The 18048-nt window shown below is 63.3% G+C and carries 17 protein-coding genes; 1 reads left to right on the forward strand and 16 read right to left on the reverse strand.

Annotation, left to right across the window (positions count from 1 at the left end; genetic code table 11):
* Positions 1–8: 8 nt before the first annotated feature.
* The 16 genes from OG976_RS17855 to OG976_RS17930 all read right to left on the reverse strand — a co-directional run bounded on the left by OG976_RS17855 (position 9) and on the right by OG976_RS17930 (position 17011).
* Positions 9–290, reverse strand: coding sequence for a DapH/DapD/GlmU-related protein (locus OG976_RS17855; protein ID WP_328351427.1), 282 nt, complete (start codon positions 288–290; stop codon positions 9–11).
* A gap of 257 nt (positions 291–547) precedes the next feature.
* Positions 548–1624: a glycosyltransferase gene (locus OG976_RS17860; protein WP_328351429.1), complete on the reverse strand. Its 1077-nt coding sequence runs from the start codon at positions 1622–1624 to the stop codon at positions 548–550.
* A gap of 194 nt (positions 1625–1818) precedes the next feature.
* Entirely contained in the window at positions 1819–3261 is a 1443-nt protein-coding gene (locus OG976_RS17865) for an O-antigen ligase family protein (protein WP_328351431.1), read from the reverse strand.
* Between the two features lie 58 nt (positions 3262–3319).
* Positions 3320–4129 carry a class I SAM-dependent methyltransferase gene (locus tag OG976_RS17870; RefSeq protein ID WP_328351433.1) on the reverse strand — a complete coding sequence of 270 codons (810 nt, stop codon included), beginning with the start codon at positions 4127–4129 and terminating at the stop codon, positions 3320–3322.
* 85 nt (positions 4130–4214) lie between these two features.
* Positions 4215–5696 (reverse strand): polysaccharide biosynthesis tyrosine autokinase, encoded by a 1482-nt coding sequence (locus tag OG976_RS17875; RefSeq protein WP_328351435.1) that lies wholly within the window; start codon positions 5694–5696, stop codon positions 4215–4217.
* Positions 5697–5743: 47 nt separating this feature from the next.
* The gene (locus OG976_RS17880) at positions 5744–7501 is read right to left on the reverse strand and encodes a DUF4012 domain-containing protein (RefSeq protein ID WP_328363720.1); all 1758 of its coding nucleotides are present in this window, start codon (positions 7499–7501) and stop codon (positions 5744–5746) included.
* A gap of 164 nt (positions 7502–7665) precedes the next feature.
* Positions 7666–8064, reverse strand: a complete 399-nt coding sequence (locus OG976_RS17885; protein WP_328351437.1) for a hypothetical protein — start codon at positions 8062–8064, stop codon at positions 7666–7668.
* Between the two features lie 253 nt (positions 8065–8317).
* Positions 8318–9376 (reverse strand): alpha/beta hydrolase, encoded by a 1059-nt coding sequence (locus OG976_RS17890; protein WP_328351439.1) that lies wholly within the window; start codon positions 9374–9376, stop codon positions 8318–8320.
* A gap of 20 nt (positions 9377–9396) precedes the next feature.
* The gene (locus OG976_RS17895) at positions 9397–10614 is read right to left on the reverse strand and encodes an RNA polymerase sigma factor (RefSeq protein WP_328351441.1); all 1218 of its coding nucleotides are present in this window, start codon (positions 10612–10614) and stop codon (positions 9397–9399) included.
* A gap of 3 nt (positions 10615–10617) precedes the next feature.
* Positions 10618–11316, reverse strand: a complete 699-nt coding sequence (locus OG976_RS17900) for a YciI family protein (protein ID WP_328351444.1) — start codon at positions 11314–11316, stop codon at positions 10618–10620.
* A gap of 110 nt (positions 11317–11426) precedes the next feature.
* Positions 11427–12326 (reverse strand): cyclopropane mycolic acid synthase family methyltransferase, encoded by a 900-nt coding sequence (locus OG976_RS17905; RefSeq protein WP_328351447.1) that lies wholly within the window; start codon positions 12324–12326, stop codon positions 11427–11429.
* 125 nt (positions 12327–12451) lie between these two features.
* Positions 12452–13336: a cyclopropane mycolic acid synthase family methyltransferase gene (locus tag OG976_RS17910; protein WP_328351450.1), complete on the reverse strand. Its 885-nt coding sequence runs from the start codon at positions 13334–13336 to the stop codon at positions 12452–12454.
* A 97-nt stretch (positions 13337–13433) separates the two neighbouring features.
* On the reverse strand, positions 13434–14354 hold the full coding sequence (locus tag OG976_RS17915; RefSeq protein WP_328351453.1) for an alpha/beta fold hydrolase: 921 nt from the start codon (positions 14352–14354) through the stop codon (positions 13434–13436).
* Positions 14355–14358: 4 nt separating this feature from the next.
* Positions 14359–15705 (reverse strand): ABC1 kinase family protein, encoded by a 1347-nt coding sequence (locus OG976_RS17920; protein WP_328351456.1) that lies wholly within the window; start codon positions 15703–15705, stop codon positions 14359–14361.
* Between the two features lie 92 nt (positions 15706–15797).
* Positions 15798–16394, reverse strand: a complete 597-nt coding sequence (locus OG976_RS17925) for a DinB family protein (RefSeq protein ID WP_328351458.1) — start codon at positions 16392–16394, stop codon at positions 15798–15800.
* A gap of 11 nt (positions 16395–16405) precedes the next feature.
* On the reverse strand, positions 16406–17011 hold the full coding sequence (locus tag OG976_RS17930) for a DinB family protein (protein ID WP_328351461.1): 606 nt from the start codon (positions 17009–17011) through the stop codon (positions 16406–16408).
* A 61-nt stretch (positions 17012–17072) separates the two neighbouring features.
* Between OG976_RS17930 and OG976_RS17935 the strand changes: the two genes are divergently transcribed.
* Positions 17073–18023 (forward strand): helix-turn-helix transcriptional regulator, encoded by a 951-nt coding sequence (locus tag OG976_RS17935; RefSeq protein ID WP_328351463.1) that lies wholly within the window; start codon positions 17073–17075, stop codon positions 18021–18023.
* Positions 18024–18048: the final 25 nt, after the last annotated feature.

Below are 18048 nucleotides of genomic sequence, written 5' to 3' on the forward strand. Positions count from 1 at the left end.
CCTGCAGTTCACGGCCGGCGGGTGCGCCATTCGAACTTCGCCTCATTTCGATGCCAATGGGCATCGGTGTCACAAAGGACTTTTGCCGGGCACCCGGCAACGACGGTGTCCGCGGGCACATCTTTGGTTACCACGGAGCCTGAACCTACTATCGCGCCGGGTCCAATCGTCACGCCGGGAAGAATCATCGAACCAATTCCAATAAATGCTTGATCCCCGATCTCGATAGGCGCACTCCTGAGAAGTTCCTTCTCGCTAACTCCAAGGCGTCTTTCGGCCACGCGGTCCATGCTGAAATCGTGAGTGAGGAGCTTGACATCGAGGCTGATTACACATCGGTCCCCGATGGTGATCCCACCAGATCGGTCCCAATACACGTTAGGGCTTATCCAGAGCGGCAGGCCTCTTACCTTCACTCCGTAAGCCATGAGAATTCTGCGAGCTAGCCGCCGGTAGAGCTGCTGGTTGAAGCGATCAACAATTGCAGCCAGCGATAGTGCATACTTTGGCCCCATATTGTTTCCCTCCGCAATTAAACTCGTGCACGCTACCTGCTCGTCCTACCATCGATCACTCGTGTAAAAGCCTTCAGAAATTCTTCGACAACCACATCCGGCGTCATTCCCGAAAGAACGCGCAGAGCATGGGCATATAGATTAGCGTCCGGAGGAGCAGCCCACGCCTTTGCGATGACCGCGCCAGCTTTCTCTGGGGATGCTTCAAGCGGGACGTAGAACGGGTAGCTGTCGCCGAGGAGCGCCCTGTGTTGCGGAATATCCGACACAACCGCTGGAAGGCCAGCGGCAACTGCTTCCATAATGACGTTAGGCATGCCCTCATGCTCGCTCAGGGACAACAGCAGACGCGATTGCGACATCAGCTGTGGAACATCATTTCGGAAACCTAACAATACGGCTCGTCCGCCCACACCCCTGGTGAGCATAGCTTCGAGGATCGCTGGTTCGTCCGGACCTTGACCTGCCACGACGAGCTGGGCATGCGGGTTCTCGTCGGCGAAGGCAGCAAAAGCCGCAGCCATGGCGCCGACATTCTTCGGCGGTGCGAGCCGGCCAACGTACAGGCACTCAATCGAATCCATCCGCCTTGGTGTCGAAGCGGCTGAATCTGGTTGTCGCAGAGGGATGTTCGAAATTTGCAGTACCGGAACCGAAGGCGCTAGCAACTCCCACATCTCCCTGCCCTGACGTGAGTTCGCGACTATAGCGTCCGCCTTGCGGCCCAAACGCTTCCGCAGGTTGTAGATGGCCTCATCGGGGTAGGCCGACCCGCGCTCGGTCATGATCCACGGCACTCCTCGAACTACGCGAGTCGCAACGTAGGACCAGATGTCGGCGCCCTGGAGCCACGAGATCAGGACATCTGGTCGCACCCGAATGAGGGTTCGGATCACGAAGGCAAGCAACAGCGGATTGCGGAAGCTGGCAACGGCAATCCGATGGAGATGGAGTCCCGAGACATCGAGGTCGTGGTCATGTTCCCCGCGACCCGCCAGGATCAAATGGACTTCGACACCACGGATTTTCTGCAGTTCGTTGAGCAGGGCGATGCATTGCCGCTGGGCTCCGCCATCACCGAGACTCGTGATGAAGAAGCAAACTCGCACCGGCTGTTCTCCCCACCCGCCATGCCATAGGTCCCCGACTGTGCAGTCCAGTGCGCCGCACCCCAGCGCTGACTGTTACAGAATAAATCCAAACTACGCCCCGGACTGGACCAATGTGGAAACGGGTTGAGCGTCGCGCTCTTTGAATGTGGAGGCGGTTCCGTGCTAGCCCAGCTCGGCTCTATGTACCCACGTCACAACGCGCGGTTCGCTGGTTCGACATACGGTCGGTCGCGCGTTCGGACGGCGCGGGCCGATACCCGGCTGTGCTTGGTCGGGGCTGTATCGATCGGCTTGCTTCCATCATGCAGCAACACGCCCAACAGCACACCAACCACGAGAACTGGTTGTCGCATCCAAAACAGGTCGACCATGGAGAACGTGACGAGGACGAAGATTGTCAAAACCAGTCGTGCGTAGGAGAGCAGGAGCGGCTGCGAGCGGCCTACCCTCAGAGCGAGTCGATAGGTGAAGATGATCATGACCGCGATCAAGACCGCATACAGAACTCCAAACCTCATGGCCCATTCCAGCCAGGAGTTCTGGCTGACGCTGCGGTAGCTCCCCTGTGCGATCCGATAGGCTGCGAAATCGGGACCCCTCCCGATAAGGGGTGACTCCACAAGGTCCGAATAGTACTGGGTGACAACAGATTTTCTCGCCACCGCCGATTCATCCGTACCGCTGGCCAGTGTGCTGATGGACGCCATCCGCGCGCTGACGGTGGCCGCGAGGTCCGCTCGCGAACTAGTGATCAGCTGTATGGCAAACGCGCTCGAGACAACTACCAGAACAGGAATCAAGGGTGCGAGCAACGCTCGCTTGCGGTTGCCCGAGGAAGCTTCGCCGTGAACTCGCAAGATGTTGCGTACGTACCATGCCAGGACCAGGGCCACAAGGATCAGGGATGTGCGCGACCCCGTGATGACAACACCGGCCAGTGAACCCGTCGTGGCGATCGTCTGCAGGGCATAACCGCTGGTGAGGAATTCCCTGGTGCACGCGAGACTCGCAATGCACAGCACGAGCGATAGCGCCGCTTCGTTTGGATGCGGATAGAACCCCAGAGTCCGTTCCGCCACAAACGAGGCTGCGAACGGATTTGAGCTGTAGAACAGGATCTTGCGTAGGAACGCGTAGTCGAACCAGTTCACAAAGAAGCCGAACCACGTCGCCACGATGCATGCCAGGAAGAACGGTGTCGACAGTCTTGAACCCCATCGTGCCCACAGCACAACAGCCACCAGCAGCAGCAGCGGGAACAGCACGGCGAAAGTGATCCAATAGACCAGCCTGGCAGTTGTGACGGTGTTGTCGATTAGCTGCAACGCCATCACCACGGCCGGCGCCACGCCCAACGTGCATGCCCAGCCCGCGAGAACCCCCGAATGCAGCTCGGCGAGTGTCTTGTTGCGGGCCACGAGGTAGAAAACAAAGAAGAGCGAGAATGCGATATTGGCCTGGCGGGAATTCGTGAACCCCGCGATGTAGGTGAGTGGAAGGTACAGGTTGGTGGCCTGCAGGAATACTGCTGCCAACGCCAAGCCATCCAATGACACCACACGGAAGCTCGTCACGGCTGGCGCTACCCGATTCGGTTCGTGCAGCATGCCACGACGAACAGTTGCGCCCATCATTCCCCTCCCCTCGAGCGAGGCCTTGCCTCGCAATTGCCGCGCCTCAGCGGCGGCGAATCTATGCAGGCCTGGCTGGCTTGACGGTGGTCATGGACATCACTCGTGTGGTGCGATACGCCCATGCCGCCAGCCGCCGGACCGGTGCCGGCAGTGGAGGATTCCCTAGCTTGAGGAGCACCCGAGCCTCGGATGCTTCCCGGTAATCCACTGACACTCCCACGCTCTCGAACACGCGTCGGATCTCGGAAGGGTGACGGTAGAACGTTTCGGTGTCGCTGTATTGGGCAAAGATCGCCGTCCGCTCGGCCAGCGGCCATTCAGTGAAGTACGGGGCCGCTCGGCCAGTCCTTAGCATGAATCTGATTGCGCTCCGCCGTGTGTGCCCCTTCGGCAGCCAGTGCACAACCGGCGCGAGGAGGTGTGGCTCGGTGAAGATCCATTTCGCAGGAAACACATGCAAGCCGATTCCGCCTGGCCGTGTGGTGCGTGCGATTTCTGTCGCAAGCTGTGGCAAGTCGGCGACGTGTTCGAAGACCTGGTCGGAGATCACAATGTCGAAGTGGTTGTCAGGGTAGGGGTAGCGGTCGCTGTCTAGCACGGCCAGCCGGTCCGCTCCGAGATAGGCGCGACCATTCGCGATGTAGTCGGGGGATACGTCTATTCCATAGGCATCGAAACCCTGGTCCAGGAGCCAGGCGACCGTGCCGCCTTTCCCGCATCCCACGTCGAGCACCCGAACCGAGGCCCGCTCACGACCGGAGGACACTCCTGACAACCAGTCAGCGATCGGCACCCCGGGGTGGCTTGGTTCGGTCAGTGGGCTCAGCTTGGCATGGCCGACATGATCGTTGAACGCCGGCAGTGCCATCAGTGACTCCAACCCTCATGCGCATCCAGTTGCGACGTCAATAGGCTTGGTGCAGTTGCGTTCTCTGGCACGGTTACATCACCAACTACTTCTCGGGCGTCTGCCCAGACTCCACTTGTTCTGTGATTCGGAATTCGGCATCGTCAAGCGTGTCCGGGATAGTGGGAGCGGGACGGGCTTTCGGAGCTTGCGCGGGCTTACTCTCGTTGTAGCTCTGGCTATAGCTGTAGCTATAGCTGTACCTGTACGAAGCGCTTCCACGTGTCGGAATCATGGTCAGTACTGAACCGAGCAGCGTTGCGCCGACATCGGTGAGGATCCCGATGGCGTGTGCGAGCTGTTCACGCTTGGTCTCTCCGAATCGCGAGACAATGAGCGCACCGTCGGCATTCGCTGCCAGGACCGCTCCATCGGTGACAGCGAGCAGCGGAGACGAGTCCACGATGACGTAGTCGAACTGACCGCGCAGTTCGTTCAGCAATTTCTTGGCTGCCATGGAGCCCAACAGCTCGCTCGGATTCGGCGGGATTGCCCCTGCCGCAAGGACGGACAATTGTGGACACTGCGTCTTCTGTATCACTTCGTCCACGGACGCTGCGCCACTGAGGACCGTCGAGAACCCGACTTGACCGACCAGATCGAGGTACTTCGCCAGGCTTGGTCGTCGCATGTCACCGTCAACGAGCAGGACGTTGTGCTCAGCTTCGGCAAGCGCAAGCGCAATATTGATCGCAGTGGTGCTCTTGCCCTCGTTCGGAGATGGGCTCGTGATGACGATCAGCCGTGGCGGGTTGTCTACCGCGAGGAACTGTAAGTTGGTACGGAGCTTACGAAATGCCTCGGCCGTTCCGGAGTTATCGGTAGGGAAGGATATGGCCGGCGTCTTGCGGAACTCCTTGTCCGCCGGAATATAGCCAACAACACCGGTATTGGTGATCTCTTCCAAGGTCTCCTGGCTCTTCACCGTATTGTCGAGCAGATCGCGAACAACCGCGATGCCGATGCCCAGCAGGCCGCCTAAGACCAGTCCGATCGCGACGTTCCGAACTGGATTCGGGATCACTGGTGCTTTGGGAATCGACGCGCGCTGCTCGACAACCACACGGGCGTCCGGTTGTGCCCCAGGCTTCGGAGTTTCAAGTTCGTTCACCAATCCCACAAACTCGTCAGACAGCGCGTTGGCGATATCCCTTGCGCGAACAGCTGATTCGTCGAGAACATCGACATCAATGAGGACTGTGCTCGGCTTTACCGATGCCGTCACCTTCGCCTGGAGCGCGTCGGCGCTCATAGCGAGGTCGAGTTTGTCTACGGTGCGCTGAGCCAGCGTTTCACCCTTTATCAGCTCGGCGTAGGACAGAACTCGCTCTTGTGAAAACAGGTTGCCCTGGTACACGTCTTGGACCGAGCCGCCGGAAGTGGTGGATACGAAGAGCCGAGTAGAAGCCTCATAGAGGGGAGTGGTGAGCAGGGTGTAGATGACGGCGGCCGACACCAGCGCCAGTGTTGTCACGGTGATCGTGACCCACCGAGCTCTCAGCAGCCTGGCGAATTCCCGTAGATTCAAGATGCCCCCCTAACGGCTTTCGTGCCCGTGCTTGAGATGTCCGTGGGCTATCGAGTGCATGTCGGCACCGAGACCTTCGGAGTTACGTTGCCCATCAAAGGCTGAACCGGAACCTGTGCTTCGCCCGGGGAAGTTGGTTCGGAGAGCCGGAACACCAATTCGGCAGTCTTTCCGGGCGCGATCGCCACCTGGGCTTCAAAGCTTGGATGGTTGCGCTCCGTCGCTCCAAACACTCGGATTCTCTTCCCATTGACGACAACACTGATTACCTGCGCACCCTTGGTTGCGAGAAGGCGGACCGATGTCAGCATCGAGCCCCTCGGGATGTTCTCCGCGAGACTAGGAAAGAAGCCCAGCCGCCCGGCGACATAATCCGGCAGCGGCGCGGGATCCGAGAGGGTATTCGTCAACCGAACTGTCACAGTAGACATTCGGGTATCGCCGTCGCACCCGTCGGCGACGTACTCAATCTGTCGTTCCAGGTAGTAGTCCATCTTGTTCCCACCCAGATTGTTGATGACAACTTCTGCGTATGGGGCCGGATCCTCCGAAATCGCATTGGCCAGTGAAGTTTTCTCCAGAAGTTCCTGGTCGGCTGGTAACGCGCTCCAGACCGAGACTCGTCGCTCTTTGACTGCTCGTCCAAGCGCGTCGAGCAACGTCCGCGGGGACTCGACCGGCTCCGTAATCTTCTTGACCACTTCAGAAGCAATATCCTGCAGATACTGCTTGCGCGCTGTCTGATCCTCGGGGAACCGGGTGTACACGGTTGACTCGGTCAACTCGACGACGTTGTCTTTGGTCACCGTCTCGCCGTCTGGCATCGTTATCGGCCCCGTTGCGCCGAGGATATAGCTCAGGGCGATCGGATCGATCGCGATGACGCCGTCGACGTTCATTCCCGACTGTTGTGCCCACATCGACTTCCAGATCTGCGCCGCGTAGGGGAAATGCGAGCTCTGATTGCTGTTGCGGAAATCAGTTGTCGGATGGGTGAACCCGTACTCCTGATCGAATTCAGGGCCGAGTGTGGTGGGTGTGAACCGCTTGTTGAGTTCACTGTTGGCCCCCAACGTGTCCACGCTCGGCTTGCCGTTGTCGAAACGAAGAATCGCGAACCCCCCGAGCAGACCTCCAGTCCCTCGGGCTTCGGCGTTCGTCTGAAAGCCCATGAAGTAGGTGCGTGGTCCGTCGGCGCCCATCATCGACGGGGCCAGCTGCGCGGCCAAGGCTGTGTTGTCCATCAGCCGGGCGATATCCGACGTTTGCTTCTGTAGTTGTGACCGCGCTTCGCCGATCGCGGACAGATAACCCGGCTCTGGAATCTCCATCGCGTCAGTGTTGATTCGAGCGGCGGAAGCGGCGATCTTGGCCAGCGCCGGCCCTTCCTTGCGTAATGCCGCTACGTCAAGCCGGCCGTCAGCAAGCAGCTGCGTTGGCGCGAGAACTGTGCCGGCATCTGCGGTGGGCCTCAACACGTCGGTCGTCAAGCCGAGCACAACGTTCGATATCTGTTGACCGGTTCTAAACGGGCTGCCCAACCACGGCACGGCAGAAGCGATGTTCCACGGTAGGGAGTAGGTCGCATCGCGAGCTGCCTGGGCGTGCGACTGCGCGTCGGCCGCGAAACGCGACGCGTCCGCGGTGTTTCCCTGCAGTAGGGCATCTTTGGCCTGTTGGGCGCTACCGCGTGCCTGTTCGAGGTTAGTCTTCGCCGCTTGCGCGCGGAAGCCGAGCCATGCACCGAAGCCGATCAGGACGACGAGCACTACGAGCCCCGCCCAAGCAGCATTGCGGCGCCTCATGCGGCGCCGCTCGTCGTCGTCTTCTTCGTCGCTCAGACCCACTCAGTAATCCCCCGTGCTCTGATGCGGGCTTTCCTAGGGTGGAAGCCACACAGCTGGCAAATGTGGAACAACCCGCCAGCTGCCGGTCGGCATCAGCTGACGAGTTGTTTCCCTGAATTGGGTTATGCGCCGGTGAGATACGGTCCGACGTGGAACGTCTGGGCGATGTTGGTGGCGAAGGCGCTGACTCCGTCGCCGACATTCGTGAAGAAGTCGCCCACCGGGCCGGGGAGAATGTTCCCTACCGCCTTGAGGAGCTCGCCAGTTGCCGCCACGAAGACATAGGCGACAGTTCCGACGTAAACGACCACGCCTCGGACGATGGCCTGGGTACCGGCGACGAGTCCCTCGACCGTGTAGCAGCCCAGCTTGAAATTGGCTGTGGTGCATGGATCGGTGACGACAGACGCCGACGCGTTGGCGGAGTTACCCGGCACGATTACCGGATTTACGACGAGCGATGCGGCGCCGCCGATGTTCTCGGCGAAAGGTGCGAGGCTTGGCCCCGCGTGAGCGACCACTGGTGTGAGCGTGGCCGCCGCAGCGATTACTAGTGCTGCGGTGCTGATTTGCAACCTCTTGGTTCCGAACTGAACCACGGTAGCTGTGGACATATCCCCGACCCCCTGTGTAAAGCCTTACAACTGGCGTAAGCGTCCCACCACCAGATAGGGCTGTCAACGGAATCGCCAACGGCACGAGAGCGGTTATTGACGACGAAATTAATTGATCTTAATCGGCCGCGCATGGTGTCGCCTTGCGCGAAAGTTATTGCTAACTCAAGGAATACGCGAAGCCGCTGATATCCCGCACGCTCGCCCCGAAAACCTCCGGCATGACAGCGGGAAACAGCAGGTCACCGCCGTGGCAGGTGCCGACGACGATCCGCCCGGCAGCAGGAACGCCCGCTGCGAGTAGGCGCCGGTAGTAAAGAAGGCCCTCATCGCGCAAGGGGTCGAGCTCATTGACCGATATGACGTGTGGCGGTAATCCGGTCAATTCTTCGTCCGACGCTTCGCCGGCCCAACAGGTCACATCATTCACATGCGCCCCAGACGGGTCGTACACCGATCCCAGAAGCGCCGCCTGCTGGCAGCTGATGAAGTAACCGTCGTTCTCCCGCAGCGACGGAAACTCCGCCGGATAGTCGAGCCACTTGTTGGAGATATAGGGGCATTGCGCGTACGCGCCGGCGATCTCGCCGAGCCAGCCCTCCCGCTTGGCTTTGTGGGTGACCGTCAGCGTCAGGTTCCCGCCGCCTGACTCGCCCGCCACGATCAGATGGCTGACTCCCAGATCGGCGGCATTGGCGTGTACCCAGCGGGTGGCCGCCGCGCAGTCATTGAGTCCTGCCGGATACGGGTGCACCCCGAGTCGGCCCGCCGAGTTCCTGAACTCGACACCGACCACGACCAACCCGGTCGCCGCCAGGCATTCGCGCAGATGTCGATACGCAGCATCCGAAGCGCTGCCGATCGCCATGCCACCGCCGTGGAAATGCACGACGGCCGGCAGTGGCCCACGCGCATCGTCCGGCCGGCTGACGAACAGCGTCAGCTCGTTGCCGTCGCCGCCGGGGATGGTGACCGTCGTCGTGCTGACACCACCGGGTGCCGGTGCGGCCAGGGCGAGTGCGTCGAACACCGCGCCGATCGCTTCCTCGGCGGCCGCCGCGTATGCCAGCCGGTGTTCGAGAGGGGAGTCGACGGTCAGCGGCGCATCCGGCAGAGCGTCAGCCAGGCCGAGCGGGGCGAATGCGGCAACCATTCGTGGGTCGGACCGGGGATCGGTGCCGAGCGTGCATTTCGGATCTGCGAGTCGACCAGCGAGCATGAACCGACCCTAGTTCGCCGTCACCCTCCGCATTCGGTGATTCGCCGTCGGAGAAATACCTTGCCCGGTTCAGAGCCGTTGAGTTCCAGAGCGTTCCGGTACCACTGTGCGGCCTCCGGGTGGCGCCCGGCGCGGCGCAGCAGGTCGGCGCGGACGGTCGCGGCAAGGTTCGACCGGACCAGCCGCGGATCGTGGGCCGCCTTGTCCAGCAAGGCCAAGCCGGCCTCCGGTCCGTCGCGAAGCCCGATCGCCAATGCCCGGTTCACCCGGACCACCGGGGAGTCAGTGAGCTCCAGCAGTCGGTCGTAGGCCAGGCAGATCGTCGCCCAGTCCGTCCGTTGCCAGTCCGGAGCGGTCGAGTGCACCGCTGCGATCACCGCCTGAGGGAGATACGGCCCCGTCGAACCCCGCGCCCGGGCCACCGCATCGAGCCCGCGGGCGATCTTGCCGCGGTCCCAGCGCCTGCGGTCCTGCTCCTCCAGCGGCACCAACGCACCCGAGGCGTCGAGGCGGGTCGTGCGCCGCGAATCATGCAGTAGGACAAGGGCCGACAGGGCATGCGCCTCCTGCTCATCAGGCATCAACGCAGACAGTTCACCGGCCAGCCGTACGCCCTCGTCGCACAGTTCGTCGCGGATTGCCGACGGGCCTGCGGTTGACCAGTAGCCCTCGGTGAACACCGAGTAGATGCACGACAGCACATGTGGCGTTCGCTGCGGCAGCAGATCAGCTTCGGGCACCCGTAACGGGATGTTGGCGTGCCGAATCTTGTTCTTGGCGCGGGTGATTCGCTGAGCGACAGCAGCCTCGCTCTGCAACAGTGCCCGCCCGATCTCGGCCACCGTCAAGCCCGAGACGAGCCGCAACGTCAGCGCCAATTGCGAAGCGCGTTCCAGGGCCGGGTGCGCGCAGGTGAACATCATCCGCAACTCGTCGTCGCGCACCGGGTGTACGTCGGCCCGGTCGGTGCGGGCAACGATGTCGTCGAGCACAGCCGCCAACTCCTTTCCCGGGCGAAGTGATTCGCGACGCAGACGGTCACGGGCCCGGTTGCGCGCGGCGGTCAACAGCCATGCCGCGGGATTGTCGGGCAATCCCTCCCGTGACCATGCCCGGAGCGCATCTGAGCACGCCTCCTGAACGGCGTCCTCGGCAACGGTGAGATCGCCGGACCAACGGGCCAGCGCGGCCACCGTCGGTCCCCACTCGCGCCGGAAGACGCCGTCCAGGGACTGCATGCTCTAGAGGAGGGAAACGCCCGCCAGGCGGCGCAGCTGCACAGCCGACGCCGGAATCATCGAGGCGAGCTTGGCCGCCTCATCGCGGTCGGCAGCCCGCAACAGATAGAAGCCGCTGGCCACCTCCGCGCCCTCTGCGAACGGCCCGTCGGTCAAGAGCACCGCGCCATCGCGCACCCGCACCGTCGTTGCGGTGCTCGGGGGATGCAGCGGCGCCCCGCCGAGTGCGTGGTCGCCCGCCGCGGCACCGAAATCGCCATGCCGACGGGCAACCGCGTCCCACTCGGGTGTGCCCGGCGTGGTGACATCGGCGGGAGGTTCCAAAAGCAGAGCCAGCCAGTCGCCGCCGGTGATCGGCTGAGCCGGGGGAGCCCAATGCACCATCGGCCACACCTCGACTGCGCCGTACCGGGCGGCCGGCACCTGTTCGGCCAGCTTGAGGGCGTCGTCGAGGTTGTCGGCTTCGAAGACGTAGAAGCCACCGGCGACCTCCGCGCCCTCGGCGAACGGGCCGTCGGTGATCACCGGATGGTCGGGTCCGCCGTCGATCCGGAGGCCTTCGGAAATCGGGGCCAGCGCGTCGCCGCCGCGGATGGCCTCGCGCGCCCGCGCGTGGAAGTCGTGGTACGCCTGCATCTCCGTCTGCGCATCCTCGGGTGCGAGGTCACGCTCGGGCGTCTGGAGCAGAGCGAAGTAGTACATCGTGGCCGTCCTCGAGTCGGGAGTGCAACCCTGTGTTGCACTCTCTACCTGTTCGACGAACGACGATCGCCCGATCCGACAGACCCCGCCGATGAAAATGCCAACGGAGACTACGCGGAGGCGGCGGCACCCGGCTTGAGGTAGGTCACGAGGCTGACGTCGAGCGTCTCGTCGAGGTAGTAGTACTGGCAGCCCGTGAGGTACTTCATGTAGTTGTCGTAGCTCTCGACACCGGCCGCCGCGATGGCCTCGTCCTTGTGCTGCTCCAGGCGCGCCGCCCAGATGCCAAGGGTCTTGATGTAGTGGTTGCGCAGCGACAGCGGTTCAGGCACGACGAACCCGGCCTTCTCCCCGTGCGCGACCAACATCTTCGTGCTCGGGATGCGGCCACCCGGGAAGATCACGTCGACCATGAACTTGGCGAAGCGGGCCAACTCGAACGTCAGCTTCCTGCCACGGGCAATCAGGTCGTCCGGGTGGTAGCCGCAGCTGCTCTGGATGGTCATGCGGCCGTCGTCGGGCAGGATGTCGAAGCACCGCTTGTAGAACTCGTCGAAGCGCTCGAAGCCGAAGTGCTCGATGGCCTCGATCGAGACGATCCGGTCCACCGGCGAGTGGAACTGCTCCCAGCCCTCGAGCCGCACGTCGAAGGTGCGATCGCTGTCGACACCGGCCAGCAGCTGATCGCAGTAGGCTTTCTGGTTCTTCGACAAGGTCAGCCCGATGACGTTGACGTCGTACTTCTCCATCGCGCGCTGCAATGTCAGTCCCCAGCCGCAGCCCACCTCGAGCAGGGTCATCCCGGGCTTGAGGTCCAACCGATCGAGGTGCTGGTCGACATTGGCGACCTGGGCTTCCGACAGAGTGGCATTCGGTCCGGTGTAGTACGCGCAGCTGTACTTGCGGGTCGGATCCTGGAACACGCCGAAGAAGTCGTCCGACAGGTCGTAGTGAGCCTGGATCTCCTCGAAATGGGGCCGCATGTCCTTGGTATCGGTTGCCTCGGGCATGGTGATTCAAACCTTCCTAGATTTCCTGCACCACGGCCCCCGCGTGTGGTGGTGTGTGGCCGTCAGTATGCCTCATGTGACGCGGGCCATACCGTCGCGCCACCGGCGATCCGCAGAAACTGCTGCTAGCTGTGCGTTTGTCGTGGTTGCTTCTCGAGCGTGAATTGGTCGACATCGATGTACCCGATTCGGAACGCCCGTGAACATCCTGTCAGGTACTTCATGTACCGGTCGTAGACCTCCTCGGACTGCACCGCGATCGCCTGATCCCGGTTGCCCTCGAGCGCCGCAGCCCACTGGTCCAGGGTTCGCGCGTAGTGCGGCTGCAGCGATTGCGTGCGGGTCACGGTGAAGCCGGCTCCGGCCGAATGCTCCTCGACCTTCTCGATCGACGGCAGGCGTCCGCCAGGGAAGATCTCGGTCAGGATGAACTTGACGAATTTCGCCACCTCGATGGTCAGCGGCATGCCGCGATCGGCCATCTGCGGCAACGTCAGCGCTGTGATCGTGTGCAGCAGCATTACCCCGTCGTCGGGCAGCGCCTTGTAGGCCATGTTGAAGAAGTCGTTATAGCGGTCGAATCCGAAATGCTCGAAGGCGCCGATCGACACGATGCGGTCGACGGGTTCGTCGAACTCCTCCCAGCCCATCAGCTCGATGCGTGTGGTGCGCGGGCTCTCCGACGCGGCGAACATTCGTTCGACGTGGTCTCGCTGGTTCTTCGACAACGTCAGCCCGACGACGTTGACGTCGTACTTCTGGACCGCCCGCATCATCGTGGCGCCCCACCCGCAGCCGATGTCGAGCAACGTCATCCCGGGCTGCAGCCCCAGCTTGCCCAGCGCCAGGTCGATCTTGGCGAGCTGGGCCTGCTCCAGCGTCATCTCGTCGCGCTCGAAGTATGCGCAGCTGTAGGTCTGGGTGGGGTCGAGGAAGAGCCTGAAGAAGTCGTCCGACAGGTCGTAATGAGCCTGCACGTCGTCGAAATGAGGTGTGAGCCGTTTCGGCATTGTTCGATGCGCCTTTCGCAGAATGCTTAAGGCAGCAACCACTCATCCCCCCCGACGGGATCTGCGATCACCGCGGTCTTGCTCCGACGAGCTTAGCTCAGTCCGCCGAATGGCTCGCCTCGGAGAACGTCGTCTTCAACTCGCCGACGATGTCGTCCCACAACTCCTCGGGCAGATCGTGGGCCATCCCGTCGATCAGCACCAGACGCGCATTGGGGATCGCCGAGGCGATCGCGCGTCCGCCCGACGGACGCATCAATTTATCTGCGCGGCCGTGAATTACGACGGTAGGAGCACTGATCTGCCGGTCGTAACGCTTCAAGCTGCCACTGCCCAGTACCGCTCCGAAATGCCGCGCGATGCCCTGTGGGTAATGCGCCCGTTCGTAGGCCTCGATGGCCTCTTCGCGAAGCTTCTCCTCGGATGCCGGATAGCCCGGTGAGCCGATGATCCTGCTCACTCGAATCGAGTTCTCGACGATCACCTCACGCGGCGAGTCCGGTGACGGGCCTTTGATCAACGACAGCAGCGACTTGGGTGCCGGCGGCGGCAACAGCGCAGAATTGTTGGAGGAGAAGATGATTCCCAGTGCATTGGTGCGGTGGGCGTGCCGGGCGGCGAAGATCTGCGCGATCATGCCGCCCATCGACGCGCCGACGACATGCGCCTGGTCGACCTCGAGATGATCCAGCAGGTTGGCGGCGTCGTCGGCCATGTCTTCCAGCGTGTACACCGACCGGCTGGGCCGGCCGACGAAGGAGCGCAGCAGGCTGGGCACCAGAGCGCCGCCCGCGCGTTGGCCGTGCAGCTTCGACGACAACCCGACGTCGCGGTTGTCATAGCGGATGACGCGATGGCCCTGGTTGACCAGGCGCTCGCAGAAGCCGTTGCGCCACAACAGGAGTTGGGCTCCCAGGCCCATCACGAGCAACACCGGCGGGTCGCCGGGGTTGCCCATGTCCTCGTAGTAGATCTCCACACCGTCGGCTACTTGAGCCGTGCCGCTACGAATCTCCAAGGTTCTAGACCTCGACGTCGCTCTGATGTTCGCGGCTGACCTCGACCATGAAATTGGCGAAGTAGCCGGAGAACTGGGGATCGCTCATCATCTGCCATGTGGGTGCCAGCAGCTTCATGTACCGCTCCACGTAGAGGAACTGCTTGCCGATGAGCACCAGCTCACGCGGCAGCTTCACGTCGTAGGCATCGGCCAGCGTCGAGAGTTGCTTGCCGATATCGGCATAGGACATGTCGCCCAGGGTCTTCAACGTCAGCGGCTGGGCGAATGCCTCGAGGTCCTTGGCGGCTTGGGCTTCCGGCTTGACCGTGCCCACCGCGCCCAACAGCACCACGATCTTGCCCGCCGATGCGTGGTCCTTCTTGACCAGCAGCGAGTACACCAGTTCGCGTAGCAGCCAACGGGTTCGAGCGTCGATGCGGCCCATGATGCCGAAGTCCAGGAAGACGATCTTGCCGTCGTCGTCAACGAGCAGATTGCCCGCGTGCAGATCGCCATGGAACAGGCCGTGCCGCAGCCCGCCCTCGAAGGTGGAGAACAGCAGCGCCTTGACGAGCTCGGTGCCGTCGAAGCCCTTCTTGCGGATCTCCTTGACGTCGTCTATCCGCACGCCCGCAACGCGCTCCATCGTCAGCACCCGCTCGCTGGTGAACTCCCAGTGCACCCGCGGAACGCGGATGTTGCGCCCCAACGCCGAACCATGCAGACCCGACACCCAGGCCTCCATCGACTGCGCCTCGATCCGGAAGTTCAGCTCCTCGGCGAGGTTGTCGGAGAAGTCGGCCACCACATCCTGGGCGGAGAGCCGCCGGCCCAGCTTGGCGAACTCGACGATCTGGGCGAAGCGCTTGAGGATCTGGAGATCGGCGGCGACCCGGCGCCGGATGCCCGGGCGCTGGATCTTGACGACGACCTCCTCTCCGCTGTGCAGGGTGGCGAAATGCACCTGGGCGATCGAGGCGGATGCGAACGGCTCCTCCTCGAACGTGGCGAACAGCTCACCCGGTTCGCCGCCGAGTTCCTGCTTGAACAGCTTGTGCACCTCGGCGGCGTCGGCCGGCGGGACCGCGTCGAGCAGGCTGCGGAACTCGCGGCTCATCGATTCGCCGAACGCGCCCGGGCTGGAGGCGATGATCTGGCCGAACTTGACGTAGGTGGGACCCAGCTCGGCGAAGGTCTGCGGAATCTCCTTGATGACCTTGTCCTGCCAGGGCCCACGGCCGGGCAACTTGGCCAGAACTCGGGCGCCGGTGCGAGTGAGCTGCCAACCCGTCGCACCGATGCGCGCCGCCTCGATCGGCAGCGGAACCCGATCGAGCTTGGCTACTTCGCGGTGTTTGGTCGAACTCATTCTTCCCAGTGTGCCAAACCGGCGCCTATTACCACCAATTTCCCGGTGGCGCAGCGACGGCGGTCACAATGATGTGTTTGCTGGCGGTCGTTTCACCGGTTCGGCGTCCACGGTGTCAACCATGGTTGCGGTTCCCGCTGCTCGGCCGCCGCGACGAGTTCGTACATGGTTGCGCCGTCGATGCTTTCGCGGATGATGTCGGCGTGGCCGGCATGACGGGCCAGCTCACTGATGATGTGCAGGAACACCCAGCGCACAGACCACGCCTCGACGTCGTGCGGGAACCACGGTGCGTCACGCGGTACCGGGACCGCCGCGTCGAGGTCCGCGGACTCGACCAGGCTCAGGGTTTCGGCGTTCTGGCGACCGTAGGCCGCCAGGACCTGCGCCAGCGATTCGTCGTCGCGCATCACGTATTGCTCCTCGTATTCCCTGGCGCGTTCCTCGAACGGTCGGGTGTCGGCCGGCGGTTCGCCGGGGGCGGCCGCAACGCGTTGCATCCAGCTGTTCTGGACCCCGGTGGCGTGGTTGATCAGCCCGCCGATCGACAGTGCACTGGCGGTCGGAGTCTGACGTGCCTGATCGTCGGTCAGGCCGTAGGCGACGGCGACGAAGGCGCTCTGCTGGTAGGCGAGAAACTCGCGCAGGGCGTGGCGTTCGTCGTGGACGGGTGGGGCGAGGGCGGGCATATGGAATCCTTTCAGGAGTGGATGTACAGGTCTCGTAGACAAGCGATTTCGGCACCGTGGTGGATGACCTCGCGGTTGATGTGCAGAACCAGTTCGGACATCGGAAGGTCGGCATAGGGACCCTCGGCCGGGCCGCAGGGCCGGCGCAGATCATCGTCGGTCAGGGCTCGCACCCCGGTGTTCCAGCGGTGGTATTCCTCGTCGAGTTGGGTCAGCGCGGTGTCGGCGCCGGTGGCATAGGTCCAACTCTGATAGTCGGCGGGCGGGCCGGCGAAGTGGGAGTGGTTGCGCATCGCGAACACGCCGACGATGACGTGGGCCAGCCGCCACGCGATGGTGGTGAAGGGCTCCGGCTGCGGCGGCGGATACGAGAAATCGACGGTCGCTATCCCCGGGTCGCTTCGCTCCTGCCCGCCGGTGGCTATCCCCGGGTCGCTTCGCTCCTGCCCGCCGGTCGCTATCTCCGGGTCGCTTCGCTCCTGCCCACGGTGCACGGTCCAGCAGTCGGCCACCGGCTCCCAGAAGTACTCGGCATCGGTCAGGCCGTCCAGGCGCGGGCGCAACTGGTGCTGCCAGTGCCAGTCGAGCTGGTCGGCGAGTTGTCTGGTCCACGTCATGGGTCCAGGTTGTCAGCCATAGCGGACAGGTTCTGTCCTCGAAGTGCGCGAGACTGGTGGCATGCCGCAGACGACGAGCCGGGTGCTGCAACTTCTGGGGTTGCTGCAGTCGAGACGGGTGTGGTCCGGCCCCGAGCTGGCGCAGCGCCTCGGCGTGACCACCCGCAGCGTGCGCCGGGATGTCGACCGGCTGCGTGAGCTGGGCTATCCAGTGCACGCCAGCACCGGCCACGGTGGCGGCTACCAGCTGGGGGCGGGCGCTTCTTTGCCGCCGCTGCTGATCGATTCCGACGAGGCGGTCGCCATGGCGGTCTGCCTGCGCCTGGCCGCAGGCGGCAGCGTCGCAGGGATGGGTGAAGCGGCGCTGCGCGCGCTGAGCAAGCTCGACCAGGTGATGCCGGCCAAGCTGCGCTCGCAGGTCGCGGCCATTCACGACTCGACAGTCACGCTGACGCCCAACCCTGAGACGCCGATCGACCCGGAGGTGTTGATGACGCTGGCGCGGGCCTGTCGCGACCACGAGCACGTCGACAGTTCCTACGTCGACCGCGCCGGCGCGCCCAGCAGCCGTCGACTCGAGCCCTATCAACTGGTCACCACCGGGCGGCGGTGGTACCTGCTGGCCTACGACCGCGACCGCCACGACTGGCGGAGCCTTCGCTTGGACCGGATGGCCGATGTGCGGGCGCGGGGAACGACCTTCACCGTGCGGGACGCCCCCGACGCCGCCGCCTACGTCGGCCGTGCGATCAGCGCCTCGCCGTACCGCTACGTTGCCCGCGTTCGCTATCGGGCATCCAAAGATGTTCTCGTGCAGCATTTCTCCCCGTCGTCGGTGACCGTCGAGGAGGACGGGCCCGATGCGTGCATCGTCGTCACCGGCGCTGACGACGCCCGGCGGCTGGCGCTGTACCTCGCGATGCCGGGCATCGCGTTCGAGGTGCTCGAGCCCGCCGAGGTGGCCGACGGAGCATCGGCGATGGCCCGGCTGCTGGCCGATGCGGTCACCTGATCATCGACGTGTTGCCCCGGTGACG

This window comes from Mycobacterium sp. NBC_00419, assembly GCF_036023875.1.
Taxonomy (GTDB): Bacteria; Actinomycetota; Actinomycetes; order Mycobacteriales; family Mycobacteriaceae; genus Mycobacterium.